The organism is Dyadobacter diqingensis (assembly GCF_024220585.1).
In the GTDB taxonomy this organism is placed as follows: domain Bacteria; phylum Bacteroidota; class Bacteroidia; order Cytophagales; family Spirosomataceae; genus Dyadobacter; species Dyadobacter diqingensis.
In genome coordinates this window covers 598,958-616,843 of record NZ_JAMXKF010000004.1, presented here as the reverse complement: position 1 = coordinate 616,843, position 17,886 = coordinate 598,958, and the positions used below count along the sequence as shown (strand labels likewise).

The following is a 17,886-nucleotide window of genomic DNA, read 5'->3' as shown; positions in this document are numbered from 1 at the left end:
AGACTGGTTTAAAATAATGATTACCCATATGAAAATACTTGTTGTTGACGACGAACCGGATGTGCAGGCACTGTTTGAGCAGCGTTTCCGCAGAGAGATAAGAAATGGCGAATTTCAGTTTTCTTTTGCTTTTTCGGGAGAAGAGGCGATTGGTTATCTGGAAGGTCACGCGTCGGAGGTCGTCATGATCCTGTCAGACATTAATATGCCGGGCATGAGTGGGATTGAACTTTTGAAATCGATCAGAAAAGACCATCCGATGGCGCCGCCGATCGTTATGATGATTACAGCGTACGGCGACACGGATAATTACGACCAGGCTATGAAATTTGGTGCAGATGATTTTTTGACAAAACCGGTAAATTTCACAGAACTGAAACAAAAATTACAGGAAAGATATGAAGGCTAAGATCCTTGTGGTTGATGATGAACCGGACTTACAGTTACTGATCAAACAAAAGTTTCGGAGGCAGATCCGCGAGCAGTTGTATGAGTTTATTTTTGCAGAAAACGGAGAAGCAGCATTGAGAATGCTGGCCGAACACCCCGATGTTGACATGGTTTTGAGTGATATCAACATGCCTGAAATGGATGGCCTGACCTTGCTTATAAAACTGGGTGAATTGAGTCCGTTACTGAAATCGGTCATCGTGTCGGCTTATGGCGATATGGAAAATATCCGCACGGCGATGAACCGTGGGGCGTTTGATTTTGTGACAAAACCTATTGATTTTCAGGATCTTGAAGTTACGATGGAGAAGACTCTGAAATACGTTGAACAACTGAAAGAAACACTGAAAGCAGTTCGGGAAAATGATATCCTGCGTATGTATGTGGATTCGTCGGTGCTGCAATTTATGTCGAAAGAGGCGTTTGAAACCTCGCTGACCGCCAGCGAAAACATTGAAGCCAGCGTGGTTTTTATGGATATGTGCGGTTTTACGTCGATTTCGGAAAGAGAGCCCGCGGACCACGTGGTGAAAATGATCAATAAGTATTTTGATGTGATGGTCAAGGAAATTTTGGCTCACGGCGGACTGGTTGATAAATTTATGGGTGACGCCATTATGGCTGTTTTCAAAGGGGATTATCATCTCGACAGGGCGGTTGAAGCATCATTGTCGGTAAGAAATCAGATCAAGGCATTTTCAGAACAGCTTAGCAACCAGACGGAATATTTTCCCGATGTGGCTATCGGAATTAATTCGGGGGAAATGGTAAGCGGCAATATCGGTTCGGCAACTTTACGAAGATTGGATTATACTGTGATCGGTGATGCTGTTAATGTGGCGCAGCGGTTGCAATCCGCAGCCGGACCAGGACAAATTCTGGTACCGGAATGGGCTTATGAAAAAATCAAGGAAGCGTTTCAATGTAAATTGATTGGTGAGGTCAATTTGAAAAATAAAAGAAATGCGATGCAGATTTATGAAGTATTAGAATAAGATCCTGCATTGCAAATTAAAGCATACAGATAATGGAAGTAGCCGCAGCTGAAAAATTTGTCCTGGATCTACTGGGTTCCCGTTTGTCGGAGACGCTGTATTACCACGGCCTTCATCACACACTGGATGTGGAAAGTGCGGTTTTGGTCCTGGCGAAAGAAGAAGGGATTGAAGATGAAGCGTCTCTTAAATTGCTAAAAACGGCAGCATTGTTTCACGACTGCGGTTTTATCAATACCTATAAGGATCACGAAGAAGAAGGCTGCCGGATCGCGCGGAACCAGCTGCCGTTGTTCAGCTATTCAAAAGAGCAGATTGATGTAATCTGCGGCATGATCATGGCAACCAAAATTCCGCAAAATCCACAAAATCGCCTGGAAATGGTTATTTGTGATGCAGACCTGGACTATTTGGGACGCGACGATTTTGACCCCATTGCCGCTAATTTGTTCAAAGAGCTGGAAGTGAGGCAACTGGTGACAGACATCAATACCTGGAACCAAATTCAGATAAGATTTCTCGAAGCCCATCGATACCATACAAAAGCAGCCCAACAAAAACGAGAAGCCATCAAACAGCAACACCTGAACAAGCTGCGCGAAGGAAAATAACCCAGTGCCGTAGGCACGACCGATTTTGTAGCCACGGATTTTAATCCGTGGAGCTAGGCGAGGCGCATTTTTTCATTTTGCACCCGGATGCGCTGGCAAAGGATACGCAGCACATTTCTTAAAATTTCATCCCGCTCTTCCATCAGCTCAAAGAAATCTTCCTGGTCAATCCGGAACAACAGCACATCCGATTCAGCCACAGTAGAAGCCGATCTCGGTTCCGTATCTAGCAGAGCAAGCTCCCCAAATATCTCCCCTTTATCAAACAAAGCCAGCTGTTTCGGACCATCATAAATACCGATTTCACCGGAATAAATTATAAACATGCTGTCGCCGGCATCTCCCTTGGCAAATATTTCCTGTCCCTCCTGATAAGTCACCTCTTTCATGATCGGCGCGATTGAACTCAACACATTTTCAGGCGTTTGTGAAAATAATCTCGTATTTTTCAGAACGATAACACGCTCCATTTCAGAGATTTGCTGGGAAGATTCAGAGGTATGTTTCATGAGTTTTTCGTCTTGACTAATAAATTTCTGGTTGGGGAATTTTTGATAAGCAGTCCTGGCAGCTTCACGAAGCAGGCGGACCGGGTGGCTGGCAAATATTTCAAGGTTATCGATCCCGGCAGTTTCCGGTGTCCATTTTCCGATAGCCAGTGCGATCGTCCAGGTTGTGAAATATTGCTCTTTTTGTTTTAAAACGTAGGAAACAAAGGGTTGCGCCGGAACGTCCTGAATATTTAAATACTGACGCAAAGCATCCAGTTTTTTCTGCAACGGAATAACCTCAAAAAGCGCCCTTAAACATGGATATAGTTCTCGCGGCAACAAACTTTCAACCATTTCCAGCGAATTGGCCCTCTTTTCCTGCGATGCATGCCGTACACCTTTCCAGGCATTTTGCACAGTGTCCTTATCGTACAACAGCATAAACAGATAAAACAGCCGCTGATTTACCTGTTGCAATTCATATTGAAGCGCAGCATTCCAAGTTTCATTTCCGACCTTTTCGTCAGTCGCGTTTAAAATCTGGTATGCGTGCAGCAGTTCAATATCAACATAATTCCTGACAACCAGTTTTTGGTCAGTCGTCAGCTCCTGGTGTGACAATGCACGCAATGCAGCCGTATGCAAGCGTAATGTGGAAGCACCAGCATCGCCTTTTGTTGTATAAATGCGGCTCGTGAAATCAAATAGCACGGGCCTTATTGCCGGATTGGCCTGTTTTTCCGCAGCTCTTAAAAATGTATAAATTTCCTTCTCAGAACTTGTCGATTGAACCCAATCCTGCAAAATGCTGACACCCGCATGACCGGATTTAACCAAAGCAAGACTTGCTGTTTTTGACAATTTTCCTGAAAGAAATGGTTGTACTTCCCTAATCAGATCTGCGTGCCCGTTCGTTCCAACGATTTCAATAGCCCGTTGCCTGATTCTTATATTTTCACTTTTAAGCGAATTACTGATCTGCGATTTATAAGTGTCAACATCAAGTCCTTCGACACAATCAAGCGCAGTAAGCTGAGATTCAGTCCGATCCGACGAGAATAAATCCTGTATGGTTTGGCGGACCAACGTTGCCGACTTGCCTGATTGTCTCGCGCCTAGCACAGCGCCGCGAACAATATCCAAATCCTGATGTGAAAGGTATTGACCCAGTTTTTCCTGTGTCATCGCCTCCGACGCGCTGGCAATCTGCACGGCAAGAGTCTGACAAGGTGTATCCGCTTCGTTTTCAATATATTGATAAAATGCTTGTGACGGCTGGTAATTCCCGGTTTCAACCAAAGCTTCCAGCGTTTTCAGCCGCACCAGCTCTGACGGATTTTTTAGCAGAAGATCCACATTTTTCGAAAATGAATTGGGCTTGTTTTTGACAAGCCACGCTATCGCGTTGATCACTTCCTCTTTTTTCTCGCTTTTCAGGTTTTCCTTGATGATCGGAAGTGCCTCGCCGGGAGAAGCCATTTCACCGCTTTTCAAAAATCTCTTGCTGATCGCACTTTTCAGTTCGAGCACATACTGGCTGTATGCTTTCCTGAAAATAATAAGTGCGACAAGGGAAAACAAGAGCGAAAGGTCGAATGTCAAGCCGATATCTGACCACTGCATGGTGTAAATTACCCAGAGTAAAACTCCGGCGATGAGCATTCCCAGTGGCTCATACAAGCCTTTTGCAAGCGTATGACCTTTCAACCGGTTCTTGGTCGAAAGCGGCTGGAAAAGTACCAGAAAAACGGGATCAAAAAGTGTTCTTCTGATCAGTTCGAAAAGTAGGTAGGCGATGCAGTAGTAAACCAGTAACGACGGCTCGTCTTTTCGGAAATAGGAAGAAACAATAAGTCCGAGTGATACCAGAACGGTCGTTAAAGGCAGCAGGTACAACGTAATTTTTACACCAAAACGCTCAACAATTTTTCCGGAGAACAGCAATTTTACAACGGTAGAAATCATATAAGTGGCCGTCAACAGAGAACCTACGAACACAATGGTGTCGTGCTGGCTGTGGAATTTGTATTTTACATTGACGAAAAAATGATACTCGATCCAGGTAGCTGCTGCTGCTATGGCAACGGTACCAAGGCATAATGCTGTGAGTAATCTGTTTCCTCCAAAATATTTCTGAACCAGTTTCGAATCGGAAAGCCCGGATTGACGCGGTCTGGCATGATGCGGATTGGGTACAGCAGTATGCTTGAAAGTTAATTTTTGAGTATAAAACGCCAGTGCAAAACACACCAGTGAAACGGCTAAAAGAATCATCAATACGGATGGCGAATGAATCAACACCGCGAGCACGGCACCCAGAGCCTTCGCAGGCATATCTCCTGAACCGATAACACTGAATAATCTTTTACTTTGGCGGACATCAAATACAACGGCCGATAATCCCCAGAATTCCAGGTTGATCAGCAGATAAATAACCCGGAAACCGACCATAATGGCAATCGCTATGGCCATTCCATGACCGATCCATAACAGGATCATGACGACCAAAACAAGAAAAAGAGACGAAAGCATGGTGCCCAGGCTCAGTTTTTCAAGTGCAAGGTGGTGTTCGTAATGTTCGTATATCTGTCCGGCAGCCATAACCGCCAGCGCAGCGATCATGTAGGCGAGTGGCAAGGAAGATTCAGGATGGTTTTCCAGCAATAATATATTGGCAGACACGTAAACCAGTGTTGTGCCGACATTGATAAAGAAGTTATGGAAAAAGAATAAAAGCGTCTGTGGGTTAATTGTACTATTAAATCTACTTTTTGTAATGGCTGATATCATATTTATCGAAAAGCTAGCGTCACTTATGTAAAATAAACACTAATTCTTCCTTTTAAAAACAGAAACTGTTCATGTTATCATGAAATTTGCAGAAATTTGAAATTACAGACCCGGCGAATTCTAAAAGTTACAGCTTTTAGGAGCGGCTCGGAGCAGACATTATTTTTTAATTACCCAGTTATGAAGATTGATTTTAAGCGGATTGACCACGTGATGCTTTGTTTTCCGGAAGGGAAGGAAAAAGAAGCGCGGAGATTCTACGAAGAAGTTTTAGGTTTGGAAGAAATCATTGATCCCGAAAGACCTCATCTGAGAGGCGCAATATGGTATCAGATGGGAAATATTCAGCTGCATTTGATGACCGACCAGGGCAGTAATGCTTCGGAACGCCATCCGGCATTTGAAGTGACCAATCTGGAAGAATGTCGTCAGCTTCTGGAAAGTAATGGCATTCCCGTTAAAAACCTGACGCCGATTCCTGGACGCAACCGGTTTTCGTTCCGCGACCCGTTTGAAAACAGAATCGAGTTTCTTCAATATGATTAGATCGTAACAGATATTTTTGAAGTTTTAATTAAGAAAAATGCCGCCCGATCACATCGGGCGGCATTTTTCGTTCCTATGAATTAGCTCCACAAACGGTCATGTGAACGTTTGTCGTTCCATTGGTCGGTTGGTGCAAAATAACTTTTGTCTTTTGGTGTCAGATGTTTTTTGACCTCTTCATCCACCAGCTCAATGCCCAGTCCCGGTGCTTCCAAAGGAACATTGGCATAACCTTTTTCAATCAGTTTACGGCCGTCGGTTGTTTTAACGATACTTTCCCACCAGGGTACATCCACAGAATGGTGTTCCAGCGCCAGGAAGTTCTGCGTTGCAGCTGCACAATGTACGTTGGCCATAAAACTTACCGGTGATCCCGCAAAGTGCATCGCCATCGCGATACCATGGTCTTCGGCGTAGTCGCCGATGCGTTTGGTTTCCAGTAACCCTCCCGAAGACGCAAGATCCGGGTGGATAATGTCAACCGCGCGGCCTTCGATCAAATCTTTAAAACCTTCTTTCAGGTATATGTCTTCACCGGTGAGCGTAGGTGTTTCCAAAGCGGCTGAAATTTGTTTCCATTGATCGGTGTATTCCCAGGGCACCATATCTTCCAGCCATGCGAGTCTGTATTTATCCAGTGCTTTGCCCAAACGGATCGCATTGTTCAAATCAAAGTGGCCATAGTGATCCGAAGAAATCGGAATCTCGTACCCGACGATGCCGCGTACATCTTCCACGACTTTCGCCATTTCTTCAAGTCCCTGCGGAGTAATTTGTATGGCTGTAAACGGGTGTTTGGTATTGGCATAAGATGAATAATCTCCCGCCCATTGCGAGAATCCGCCACCCCAGACTTTATTATTTACCACGCCGCCCGGTTTGTTTTTTAACATACCAATGGAGATGTCCATTTTCAACCAGGTATAACCCTGCGTTTCGGTCCGGAATTTGATTTTTTCTTTGAATTCATCCAGATTATCCGATTCCGGGGTGTCAGCATATAATCTCACTTTATCACGATAACGCCCGCCCAGCAGCTGCCAGCAGGGAACGTTGTAAGCTTTTCCGCAAAGGTCCCATAAGGCCATTTCAATCCCGCAAACCCCACCAGCCTGGCGACCGTGCATGCCGAATTGTTTAATGGTTTTGAAAAGCATCTCAACATTACATGGATTTTGGCCTAAAAGCCGGCTTTTCAGCATCAGCGCATAACGCTCATCGGCACCATCACGCACTTCTCCCAAACCATAAATTCCCTGATTGGTATCAATGCGGATGATGGGCGTGCGTCCCACGTTCTGGATCACGCAGTAACGGATATCTGTTATTTTCAGGTCCGAAGGTTTTGAAGCACGGCTTACTTTGGAGGTAGCCTGCGCAACGGTATCTTCAATGGACATCGACATAAAAGTGCCCAGGGCAATACCACCAACAGCCGATTTTCTTAAAAAGTTACGACGGCTGTCTTTCGTGGCCGGGTTATTGATTTCAGTCTGAACGGCCAGTTTTTCGGCTTTTTCGACTTCTTTATTGGATGCAATGATTTGATTTAGGATGCTCTTCATGATTTTAAAGATATTTAGGAAGTATGGAATAGAATAAGGCTAAAAGCTATTAGCTGTATGCTAAAAAGCTGATAACGAAGGTTAGTAATTACGTTCTTTCAGATAGTCGTCGAGTTCTTTTTTGCTCATAGGCAAGCGACCGGGGTAGGCGTTAACCCATTTCAGGAAGTCCTTTGAGATCGCATCTGTCCATTTGGTATCGATTTCACCGGGTGTATATTTTCCTTCTTTAAGGCGCTGATGACCAAATTCATCACGAAGCGCGGTCACTTCGGAAGTAATCACAAGATCTTCCACCAGATGCGAAGGGATGAAAATCGTTCCGTATTTCTTGGCAAGAACAACGTCACCGGGCAATACAATCGCACGGCCGATTCGGATGGGGACGTTGATCCCGGTTAACATCATTTGCTGGATGTAGGAAGGATCCGATCCTTTGATCCAGGCGTTGTAACCGGCTATTTCACTCAGCCCTTCTACGTCACGTACGGATCCGTAAAAAATGGTCCCGCGTTTCGATTTAGCATAAATGGAATTGCCCAGGTTATCACCGATCAGGGTTCCGTCAGCGATTTTTCCGTAACCGTCTGCTACGTATACGTCGCCGTTGGTGAGTACGTCGATCGGCCAGGAATTGGTACCACCCGCCTGGCTACGGCCTTCTTTTTTACCCGTCTCTTTGATCAGATCCTGTAAGTCAGGGCGGAGCGGCATGTATTGTGCTGTCACCACGCGGCCGGTCATTGCACTGTCCGGATGGATCAGTATCCAATCGCCTTCAAACTGGTTCTGGTAACCCTTGTTACGCAGTACGCCCCAGGCTTCTTCAATGGAAATGTTTTTTAAACGACCTAAAATCGTATCTGAAACTTTCGGTCGGCCGTCTGCTGAGCGCTCGCCTTTCCAGTTTGAAGTTAATGCCTTGATTTGCTCAACAGTCGGAGAAATCGGTTGCGCATTGGACAAAAAGGAGAGCAGCAAAAACGCGGGTAGCAGTTTTGTTTTTTTGAACATAAGCAAAGTGGTTTAGATAGAAATTGGTTGATCAGGATTACTGCAAGCGATTGATCAGGTCGCTTGCAGTAGTATAGGCAGACGGGATATTGTCAGATTATTTATCCCAGAAAATATGCGTTCCAAGTTCGTCAGGACCCTGACGGGCAACGGCAGCGTTGTAGTTTGCGGTATTCACTGATTTTTCAAGAACCGGATATACCAAGCGGCGAATGAAATCTTTCACCGAAGGATCCGCTCCCGGATAAGGGTTTTTCGTCAGGGCAGGGAAGCCGCTTCTGCGGAAGTTTGCCCAGGCTTCTGACCCGTTCAGGAATGAAGCGATCCAGTATTGCGTATTAATCTGGTTCAGTGCCGTGGCAGCGGCGAAAGGGTTTGCGGTAAGATAAGCATCCTGACTTGCCGTTGGAATAGCCGCTGATGCATCATACTGAGCCATTTGATTCATATGCGCTCGCACACCTGCTTCGTAATAGGTTTTGGCGTCGCCGGTGATGTATCCCCGTTGTGCCGCTTCTGCCAGCAAAAGCTGTGTTTGCGCGTAGGTTACGAAAAATTCGGGTGCGTCAATCTTGCCCAAAGTACGACGGTTGATCTGCGAATACTTGAAGGCAGAACCACTTTTTCCAGGGAAATTGGGTTCGGTGCTGATCGTCGATTCGTTATAACCATAAGGTGCTCCCTGCTGACTTGCAGGATCGGTATCTTCTTTCCCAGCCGTTGCAATCGGATTTGCAGGCAGTTCATATTTTACGGCAATGACTTTGCTGCGCGGATCGCCGGTTGTTTTCAGATAATCGACAAACGGTTTTCCCAGATACACGTTACCTCGTTCAGTTCCCTGGAAAAAGTTGGCGTTAGGACTATTGAAAGTGCTGTTGAACGCGATCAGGGCATTGTCTGTATTGGCTGTCATGACCCCGCCATTGGCCGGATCGATCGCTTTGGCTACATAGGTTTTGGCTTTTGCTTCGTCTATTTTAGTATAACGCATGGCAGCCCTTAACAAAAGAGAGTTACCAAGTTTTTTCCACTGGGCGATATTTCCTTTGTAAAACAAATCACCGCTTTCAATACTTTTTGTCGCATCAAGAGCCTTGGTCGCTTCATCAAGTTCTTTCAGGATATCGTCGTAGATCAGCTTTTGGTCGTCATATTTTGGCAGGTTGATTCCGTCCGAATAGCCCTTCGCCGCGTCAAAATAAGGCACATCGCCATACGTATCTACCAAAACCATAAAGACATAGGCCTTCCAGATCCGTGACATTTGATAAATATTGGCTCTCAGAGGATTGTCTTTTGTCAGCCTGAGCACTGTGCCAAGCAGGTTCACCGGACCGCTGCCGGTTGCCGTACCAATGTACATGGCATTGAAGTTGGCATTGGAGTTCGGATCAAAAACGATGTTGTGGTTTCCACCTTCAAGTACACCGGTATAAGGCGTATTGATCTGCTGAACGATCTCGCTCTGGTAGTGAAAAGTAGCCAGTGCCGAGCTGAACTGGGCATTGGAAAACAGGTAGGCCGGGTCGCTCGTCGTAGCCAGCACCGGGTTTTTGTTCACATCCTCAAAGCCGCTGTCACAGGAAGTTGCTCCTACGAAAAGGCCTATAACTGTCAGGTATATATGTATCTTTTTCATATCTATCTTTTGGTGAAAAGTTATAGCTTAATGTTCAGGTTGATTCCATAACTTCTTGTGGTGGGAAGTGTGTGGGTTTCAATGCCCTGAAGGTTATCGGAGGACGACACCTGCGCTTCCGGATCCAGGTTATCGATGTGTTTCTTGATAAGCCACACATTGTTGACCATGGCTGAAATATTCAAACCTTTGATGAACGATTTGTTTACAAAACGCGACAAGTCATAACCAACCGACAAAGTTCTCCAACGGATAAAACTTCCGTTGTAAATAAATGGCGTGGCAATATTGGTGCTGCGGTAAGCAGTATAGAATTGTTGTGCTTCCACCTTTTTGTCGTTTGGACTTCCGTCTGCGTTTACAGCATCCAGCAATACGCCTCCGTCACGACCAACAAGCGATGGCTTCGACAAACCTTCACGTAAAAAGTTCAGGTTGGAGTTTGACATGATTTTGTAACCCGCCTTGAAATCAACCTGGGTAGAAATCCGGAATCCTTTTACATTAATGGTGTTCATCCAGGCACCGACCCATTTAGGAATAGCGCTTCCGAAAGTAGTAAGGTTGCCTTGCTGTGGCAGTCCGCCGGCTGTAAGAATTCTGCCCTGAGCATCACGTTTGTAATCAAAGCCGCGAAGCGAAGCCAGCGGCTTGCCAACCTCGTGGGATACAATTCCGAAAAACTCACCTTGCCCCACATCAAAACGTGTTTGTTCCTGTGCAAGCTCAATAACCTTGCTGATGTTATAACTCGCGTTAAAGCTGGTTTCCCAGGAAACGTTTTCCGTTCTTACCGGTACGATAGTCAGCAAAAACTCGATACCTTTATTTTGAAGTTTACCGATATTTACTTTCGTCCCCGTAAAACCCGAAGCATTCGAAACGCTTACATTCAGGATTTCGTCCACCGTATTTTTGCGGTAAACCGACATGTCAAGGTTCAGTCTGCTGTCGAACGTCTTAAATTCAAGACCCATTTCAACTTCTTTTACTTTCAAAGGGCGAAGGTTCGCATTGGGACTGATGTTGCTCGAGATATTTCCCAGCGCCACGCCATTGAAAGGGTTGGCGTTGATGGCATAGTAAAGATTGTTGGAGTATGGATCGGTGTCACCGCCAACTTCTGCATAGGCTGCACGGAGTTTACCATAATTCAGCCAGTTTGGAAGCTGCGCAAACGCCTGACTGAATACAAAACTACCACTCACCGAAGGATACAAATAGCTGTTTGATTCAGGATTGAGTGTTGAGAACCAGTCATTTCTACCAGTAACGTTCAGGTACAGAAAGTTTTTGTATGAAAGCTCGGCCGAACCGTAGATTGAGTTCACCTTCTTTTTGCTGTAATTATAGTTCGGGCTTTTAACCTGACCGTTTCCGATTGTGTACAAATCACGAACGTAGAAGTTTGTCACGGCGGTGGAAACATTGTCGCTCACCTGAAGCAATTGGTTTCCTCCCAATGTTACATCGATTCCGAAGTCGCCAAAAGTTTTGTTTGCACCGATCAGGATGTCCATGTTTCGTTCACGGAATGTGGAGATGTCCTGGTAATAATATCCGTTGAAACCGGTTGTGACAGCGCCAATAGAGCGGGTTCCCGTCGGGCGGTTGTAATTGTAAGGTCTTGTGTAATAATCCTGTCCGATACGTCCCTGCACATAAAGCCATTTTGTGAACTCATAACGCACGGAGGTATTTCCGAAAATACGGTCACGTCTTACATTTTCGAAACGGTCGTAGGCAACCCAGTAAGGGTTGTTTCTGTTTGTAAAACGGGACAGCGGCATTTCATTTCCATTCGCATCTTTGCGGTTTTTAAGCCAGTTCGCGTCGATACTTGTGGCCATGGTGTAGATCGTGGTATTGGCATTCATATCCTGAATCCCGATCTGCGGCGGATTTTTGTTGTATTCGTTCGAATAATTGGCGTTAAGCTGAACGGAAAGTTTTGGCGTGAATTTATAATTCAACCCCAGATTGAAAATCTTTTTATGGTAGTCAGAATTTGGCACAATCGCATTGGCATCAGTATTGGCAAATGACAGACGAAAATTGCCCTTATCGTTTCCGCCGGAAAGTGCTACCGAATTGGTAAAACTCGTTCCGGTACGATAGAAATCTTTGATACGGTTTCTGTTTGGTGAATAAGGCTGCGTCGAACCGTCAAACTGTGGTGTCATTTTTCCGTCCATTTTCTCACCAAAAGCAAACACGCCTGAGCTTTGTGCTTCTGCAACCGTTGTCGGTCTTTTTCCAAATTCACCCTGACCGTATTCATATTGAAAATCTGTGTAGTCGAGAGCCTGTTGTGCCTGAAAATTCGAGTTCAGCTCAACACCTATGCCGGAGCTTTTACTTCCTGTTTTTGTTGTGATGATGATGGCACCATCCTTGGCGCGAAAACCATAAAGCGCAGCGGCTGCCGCACCTTTCAAAACGGTCATCGATTCGATATCGTCCTGGTTGATGCTCTGTAAACCGTCACCTGAGTCAGACGAGCCACCGGTTGGGTTTCCCGTTCCGTTTCCCGAAGATCCACCAGCTGAAACACTCGAATTATTGATAGGTACGCCGTTTACGATGATAAGAGGGGAGTTGTTTCCACCAAAAGAAGACTGGCCGCGGATACGGATTTTAGTGGATCCGCCCGGACCGCTGGCTGGTGGTGAAACGTTCAGACCGGCTACTTTTCCCTGCAAACTGTTTCCAAGGTTGGTAGTACGGTTGTTTGTAATCTCTTCGGTATTGACGGTCGCCGTGGAGTAGCCCAGTTTTTTCGCGTCACGTTTGATACCCAGCGCCGTCACGACCACCACTTCCAGATTTCTTACGTCAGGTTTAAGCGAAAGATCAACGGTGGAGCGGTTGCCGACCGTAACTTCTTCCGGCGTATAACCTACATAGGAGAAGATTAAAACGGCGTTATCGTCTGGGATACTCAACTGATAAGTCCCCTCGGTGTTAGTAGCCGTGCCTGATTTTGATCCTTTCAAAACCACGCTTACACCCGGCAAAGGTTCGCCCTTTTCGTCTGTTACTTTCCCCGTGATATTACGGTCGATCGACGAAGCTTCTGTTGCGGACTCGTTCTTGAAACTGCTGGGTGTATTGACACCTTTCACAAGAATTACCTGCTTGCCTTCCAGTTTATAACCCAGGTTCATAGGTCTCAAAAGTTCATCCAGAACATCAGAAAGCGGCTTTTCGACCGCTTTAATTGTTACTTTTTTCTGTGTATTGATAACAGCTGAACTGTATGTGAAACGTACCTGAGTCAGTTTGTTCAACCTGGTCAGGACCGTTTTCATATCCTGATTGTTCACCTCGATCGTTACCTTCTGATTTAATATTTCCTGGGCATCAACAACCGTTGCGGAAGCGATGCTTGAGAAGATATAGGCCAATATTAACTGGTAGAATGATATTTTCATAAGACTACACATTAGCCGAAGCAAGTGTCGGGTTTTTTTCATAGTTTTGATTGTTTTGTTCAGTATTCGTGAAAAAAATAGGACAAAAAGATCCCCTTACATCTTTTTAAGATGATGCCGGACAGCGTTGGGGACGCGTGGGGCCGGTGGTGGCGCAATCACCACTGGTCCCAGAATTTTATAGTTTGGTCGAAGTCTAAATCATAGGCGTTTGCGTAGCTGGGTTAGTTATGGTACTGGGTTTGTGTTAATTATTCTCTTCCTTTGTAATTACTTCATACAACCTTTACTGTTGATAATAATCTGACCATCAACGACTTCATAAGTAGCGCCGATAGCCTGACAAATCGCATTCATCCGTTGTTTCAGGTTTTCTTCCTTAAAAATTGTGCTGATCGGGCAGCCTTTCAGACTTTCCTTATCAAACACAATCTCGATGCCGTACATGTTTTCAAGCGTGTGGAGTACATCGGCCACAGGCTGATCATCAAAAACAAGCTCCTGATTCGTTGCAGATTCCGAAAGCATATCCGGGTTTTCTACGATGCCTTTGTCAAGGCGGTTTTCCTTACGGTTAAAAACCACCTGCTGGTTTGGCCGGAGTATGACACCCACCACTTCCCGGTCATCCTTATCGGACAAGGTTTCGTAATCTTTCTCGGGATAAACCGAAACTTTACCCGTTTTTACAACAACCATGACGGTGTTATCGCCATCGACTGCTTTCACGCGAAAACTCGTTCCAAGTACTTTGGTTACGGTTTCATTCGCGAAAACGAGGAACGGTTTGGTTGGGTTTTTTGCCACATCAAAAAAAGCTTCACCTTTAAGAAACACCTTGCGGACATCCCCCGCGAAGTTCTTCGGGAATTCCAGGCTGCTGCCTTTCGATAAAGTCGCCACACTGCCATCGCTTAGCAAAATGGTCATTTGCTTATCGGAAGCATTTGTTTTGGTGACCATAATTGAGTCCGCAGATTCGTTCACCGCTGTATTTTTTACCTTGAAATGGCTGTTGTAATAAAACCAGCTAAGTCCTGAAATCAAGGTAAATAGGGCCGCGACTCGCCATATCGGGCTTCTGAAAACTGAGAACCGGTTTTTATCCTTCGTCGCTTCGGCCAGCGCAACCAGATTGCCAATCTCTTTTGCAATCGCGTCGTCGCTTAAATCATCTTTGTATTTCTCATTGACGGTTAAAAGCAGCTCCGTGGCCTGATTAACTGTGCCTTGCTTATCAGGGTTTTCTAAAAGCCAGTTATCCCAGAACAGGACCGTTTCGTCAGAAGGGTCAAGAATCCATTGACGAAACTTTTCGTCGGTGGCAAACTCTTCAACGGTGTAGTTACGGTAGTTAATCATAAAAGTTTTAGCAATGGGTATTTGTCAGGTTTAGGATTGTTTTGCGTAAATAGTTCAATTGAAAATTTACATTTCACCATTCTTATGGTTGTTTGTATAGGTATGTCTGATTTTTGGTGATGGATAACCAAAAAAATCAAAATATTTTTTGAAATAATACTATAAAGTTTTGGGCGGGTTGAAAATCAGGAGAATACGATCAGGATTAGTGCCCAGAAAAATTCTGCCGGCATCCATATTTCCTTGATTTCCTTGATGGTGCGGTATAAAAGATTGGCAACGCTTTGGCGTCCAAGGTTCATGACATGAGAGATATCTTCATTTTCCAGATTCTGGTAAAAACGAAGGTAGATGATTTCCTGCTGCCTTTTGGAGAGGTGTGAAACGATCTGGTTTAATCGTTTGATCTGATGTTTGAGATGTTCGTTTTCTATGATCGTGGCCTCCACGGATAAGTCAGCTCCGTCAGGGGCGAACAGCAATTCTTTGGGTTCTTTGAAGCGTTTCAGGCGCACGCTTTCTTTGATGAGTCTATGACGCAGGGCTTTAAGTAAATAGGACTTTACAAAAGCGGTTTCCGATAAAAATGCTCTGCGTTCCCACAAATCAAGATAAAGCTCCTGTATGCAATCGCGGATAAATTCGGAATCAGAAGAGAATTTTGTAGCGTAGTTGTATAATGAGCGATAATGTACCTGCGACAGCTCTCCAAATGCCGCGGCATCGCCAGACTTAAATTTAAGCCATAACACCGCATTGGCATCGGTTGGATTGGAGTTTATGTCTACTGCATTACTCAAATTACAAACAGTGGATATTGTTTAAATAAATCAGTAAATTATCATATTAAAGTGTGCTCATTTCTTAATCTCCTTGGTTTTTCGGTCTTTTTAAAAATAATATTGAAAAATAGGGGAGAGAGGAGATCTTGAAAAACTCCCCGCCGGTTTTAGACTGGCGGGGAGTTAGTTTGTTTACTTTACAACTTTTAATTTTCCCTGCATCAAGGTATAATGCCCTGGGAAAGTGCACAGATACTGGTAAGTACCCGGTGTTTTTGGTGCAATAAAATAGATGGACTCTGATTTTTCAGGTTCCACAATGTTGGTATGGAAAAGAACGTTGTCTGTCTTGGGAACATAGTTAAGTTCTGTTCCTTTCAGGCCCAGGTTCAATCCGGCTTCGCCCACTGCATTTGCGGTTCCCGGTTTGGTAATAACCAGGTTATGAAGCATATCATCGTTGTTGTTCAGGTTAATGCGGATACGACTTCCCGCTTTTACCTGGATTTCGGAGATATCAAATTTCAAGCCTGGTACGGTTCCGATGTTGATGACCTGATCAGGTCCTGTTGTCCAGGATGCAGGCATCTCGGTTATCCGTTTCGCAGAATTGCTTTCCGTTCCTTTTGCATCCGCCGCCGTTGCGGTATGCGCGCTGTGGTCCATAGCCGGTTTGGTGCTTGCAGTGAACTGAGACGCCGTAAGCGCCGCGCCGCCAGCGATTTCGTTCAATGTGTAATAACCTGTATTGTGCAAAAGAGACAAGCCGTCTTTTGACTGGACGCCTTCTGCTTTCACCTCATGAATGTAACCTTTTCTCAACGTAGCCGGATCCAGAACGATGCGGGCACGAAGGCCGTCTTCTGAAAGTGCTATGCCTTTGATCGACAACTCATTGGCGTTGATGATCGGGCTGCCGTAAATGTGGTGGTACTTGTATGTGAAGCTGTTCAGTTTGTAAGATTCAGCTTTTAAGGCGGTTTCCTTATCCACCGGAGTCGTGAATGTAATTTCAAAACCATCCGGCATCGAACGGATATTCTTCATTTCGAAAGGAGTCTGGCCTGTCCATACCAGGCGCTGAATACCAAAATCTTCTTTACCTGTTGCAGACCAACCACGGCTTGTTTGTCCGACGAACATCGAACCATCAAGTCCCCAGACCATGCGGATAATACCGGATTCAAAACCTTCGCGGAATGGGAAACAAGCGCCCTGATAAACACCATTTACTTTTTCCATATCCACACGCATGATCTTGCTGTGTCCCTGGTCACCTACGAAAAGCTGTCCCTCGAAAGGTCCGAAGGCTCCCGCCGTGGTATCTTCTTTGAAATCGGATGTAGAAATCCCCATCAGGGTATGCGGGAACCATACGGCCGGTGGTTTGATTCCGGGCACACGTTTGGCCACATCATAAAGAGGTTCGCCGGTATCGGGAATATCGCTTGGTTTCAGTTTAACCGGTGAACCTGGCTCGCTGCTCCACCGCAGACCTGCTACGTTTCCGGCGAAATCACCTTTTTCAAGGTGCGTCATCCGACCTGATCCAACCCAGTCACCCTGGTTTTCGGTGTAGAAAATATCACCTTTGTAAGAGCCAAAACCTGCCGGAGAGCGAAGACCGGTTGCATAGGGGGTTAAGGATCCGTCTTCGCCCAGTTTCAGCATCCAGCCTCTCCATTTCGACTGGCTAGCGCCGCGTCCAACCCAGTCAAGGTTCAGCGTTACCAGCATTTCGCCGTTTGGCATCGGAATAGGCCCGTATGAATACTGGTGATAGTTACCGGATAGCGGCCAGCGTGCAAAGGAATCGTAGACATCGGCTACACCGTCGTTGTTGGTATCGACAAGTCTGGTTACTTCTCCGCGCTGCGAAAGAAGGATATCTTTTCCACGATAAAACAAACCCAAAGGCTCATGCAAACCGGAAGCGAAACGATGGAAAGTTGGTTGGCCATCACCTTTCATATACGGATTTCCGATCATCCAAACTTCTCCGCGACGTGTGGAAGTGGCCAGTCGACCATCAGGCAATACCGCCATTCCGCCTACTTCCATCTGGATATTCTGAGGGATCGGCATGGTGATGATGCGGTAATAATCATCTTCGGTTTTTGCTTTGCTTTGCGCCTGGGCAGCCAGACAGCCAAGAGAAAGCAAGGTGGTTACAACTATATTTTTCATTTACTTATCAGTATAAA

At 45.4% G+C, this 17,886-nt stretch carries 12 protein-coding genes; 4 read left to right on the top strand and 8 right to left on the bottom strand.

Going from position 1 to position 17,886, the window contains the following annotated elements; all coding sequences use genetic code 11:
* Nucleotides 1–28: 28 nt before the first annotated feature.
* From M1L62_RS14800 to M1L62_RS14790, 3 genes are read left to right on the top strand one after another with little or no spacing between them, the layout of a single operon-like run.
* Nucleotides 29–409, top strand: a complete 381-nt coding sequence (locus M1L62_RS14800; protein WP_254560359.1) for a response regulator — start codon at nt 29–31, stop codon at nt 407–409.
* Nucleotides 399–1,445 carry an adenylate/guanylate cyclase domain-containing protein gene (locus M1L62_RS14795; protein WP_254560358.1) on the top strand — a complete coding sequence of 349 codons (1,047 nt, stop codon included), beginning with the start codon at nt 399–401 and terminating at the stop codon, nt 1,443–1,445. Before M1L62_RS14800 ends, M1L62_RS14795 begins: the two co-directional genes overlap by 11 nt.
* 32 nt (nt 1,446–1,477) lie before the next feature.
* The gene (locus M1L62_RS14790) at nt 1,478–2,056 is read left to right on the top strand and encodes an HD domain-containing protein (protein WP_254560357.1); all 579 of its coding nucleotides are present in this window, start codon (nt 1,478–1,480) and stop codon (nt 2,054–2,056) included.
* Between the two features lie 53 nt (nt 2,057–2,109).
* On the opposite strand, the gene M1L62_RS14785 is transcribed toward M1L62_RS14790, so the two are convergent.
* Nucleotides 2,110–5,337, bottom strand: a complete 3,228-nt coding sequence (locus M1L62_RS14785) for a cyclic nucleotide-binding domain-containing protein (RefSeq protein ID WP_254560356.1) — start codon at nt 5,335–5,337, stop codon at nt 2,110–2,112.
* A 180-nt stretch (nt 5,338–5,517) separates the two neighbouring features.
* Between M1L62_RS14785 and M1L62_RS14780 the strand changes: the two genes are divergently transcribed.
* The gene (locus M1L62_RS14780; RefSeq protein ID WP_254560355.1) at nt 5,518–5,883 is read left to right on the top strand and encodes a VOC family protein; all 366 of its coding nucleotides are present in this window, start codon (nt 5,518–5,520) and stop codon (nt 5,881–5,883) included.
* 80 nt (nt 5,884–5,963) lie between these two features.
* Here M1L62_RS14780 and M1L62_RS14775 read toward each other — a convergent pair whose 3' ends face one another.
* The 7 genes from M1L62_RS14775 to M1L62_RS14745 form a co-directional block, all read right to left on the bottom strand.
* Nucleotides 5,964–7,448 (bottom strand): mandelate racemase/muconate lactonizing enzyme family protein, encoded by a 1,485-nt coding sequence (locus tag M1L62_RS14775; RefSeq protein WP_254560354.1) that lies wholly within the window; start codon nt 7,446–7,448, stop codon nt 5,964–5,966.
* Between the two features lie 81 nt (nt 7,449–7,529).
* The gene (locus tag M1L62_RS14770; RefSeq protein WP_254560353.1) at nt 7,530–8,462 is read right to left on the bottom strand and encodes an RraA family protein; all 933 of its coding nucleotides are present in this window, start codon (nt 8,460–8,462) and stop codon (nt 7,530–7,532) included.
* Between the two features lie 97 nt (nt 8,463–8,559).
* Nucleotides 8,560–10,104 (bottom strand): SusD/RagB family nutrient-binding outer membrane lipoprotein, encoded by a 1,545-nt coding sequence (locus M1L62_RS14765; protein WP_254560352.1) that lies wholly within the window; start codon nt 10,102–10,104, stop codon nt 8,560–8,562.
* 20 nt (nt 10,105–10,124) lie between these two features.
* Complete coding sequence (locus M1L62_RS14760; RefSeq protein ID WP_254560351.1) at nt 10,125–13,538, bottom strand: SusC/RagA family TonB-linked outer membrane protein; 3,414 nt, start codon at nt 13,536–13,538, stop codon at nt 10,125–10,127.
* A gap of 270 nt (nt 13,539–13,808) precedes the next feature.
* Nucleotides 13,809–14,900, bottom strand: a complete 1,092-nt coding sequence (locus M1L62_RS14755; protein WP_254560350.1) for a FecR family protein — start codon at nt 14,898–14,900, stop codon at nt 13,809–13,811.
* Nucleotides 14,901–15,085: 185 nt separating this feature from the next.
* Nucleotides 15,086–15,700 (bottom strand): RNA polymerase sigma factor, encoded by a 615-nt coding sequence (locus tag M1L62_RS14750; protein ID WP_254560349.1) that lies wholly within the window; start codon nt 15,698–15,700, stop codon nt 15,086–15,088.
* Nucleotides 15,701–15,874: 174 nt separating this feature from the next.
* Nucleotides 15,875–17,869 (bottom strand): plastocyanin/azurin family copper-binding protein, encoded by a 1,995-nt coding sequence (locus M1L62_RS14745; RefSeq protein ID WP_254560348.1) that lies wholly within the window; start codon nt 17,867–17,869, stop codon nt 15,875–15,877.
* Between the last annotated feature and the right edge of the window lie 17 nt (nt 17,870–17,886).

Coding starts and splice junctions, on each gene's coding strand:
- M1L62_RS14800 (WP_254560359.1), top strand. CDS start 29: ATGAAAATACTTGTTGTTGACGACGAACCGGATGTGCAGGCACTGTTT.
- M1L62_RS14795 (WP_254560358.1), top strand. CDS start 399: ATGAAGGCTAAGATCCTTGTGGTTGATGATGAACCGGACTTACAGTTA.
- M1L62_RS14790 (WP_254560357.1), top strand. CDS start 1,478: ATGGAAGTAGCCGCAGCTGAAAAATTTGTCCTGGATCTACTGGGTTCC.
- M1L62_RS14785 (WP_254560356.1), bottom strand. CDS start 5,337: ATGATATCAGCCATTACAAAAAGTAGATTTAATAGTACAATTAACCCA.
- M1L62_RS14780 (WP_254560355.1), top strand. CDS start 5,518: ATGAAGATTGATTTTAAGCGGATTGACCACGTGATGCTTTGTTTTCCG.
- M1L62_RS14775 (WP_254560354.1), bottom strand. CDS start 7,448: ATGAAGAGCATCCTAAATCAAATCATTGCATCCAATAAAGAAGTCGAA.
- M1L62_RS14770 (WP_254560353.1), bottom strand. CDS start 8,462: ATGTTCAAAAAAACAAAACTGCTACCCGCGTTTTTGCTGCTCTCCTTT.
- M1L62_RS14765 (WP_254560352.1), bottom strand. CDS start 10,104: ATGAAAAAGATACATATATACCTGACAGTTATAGGCCTTTTCGTAGGA.
- M1L62_RS14760 (WP_254560351.1), bottom strand. CDS start 13,538: ATGAAAATATCATTCTACCAGTTAATATTGGCCTATATCTTCTCAAGC.
- M1L62_RS14755 (WP_254560350.1), bottom strand. CDS start 14,900: ATGATTAACTACCGTAACTACACCGTTGAAGAGTTTGCCACCGACGAA.
- M1L62_RS14745 (WP_254560348.1), bottom strand. CDS start 17,869: ATGAAAAATATAGTTGTAACCACCTTGCTTTCTCTTGGCTGTCTGGCT.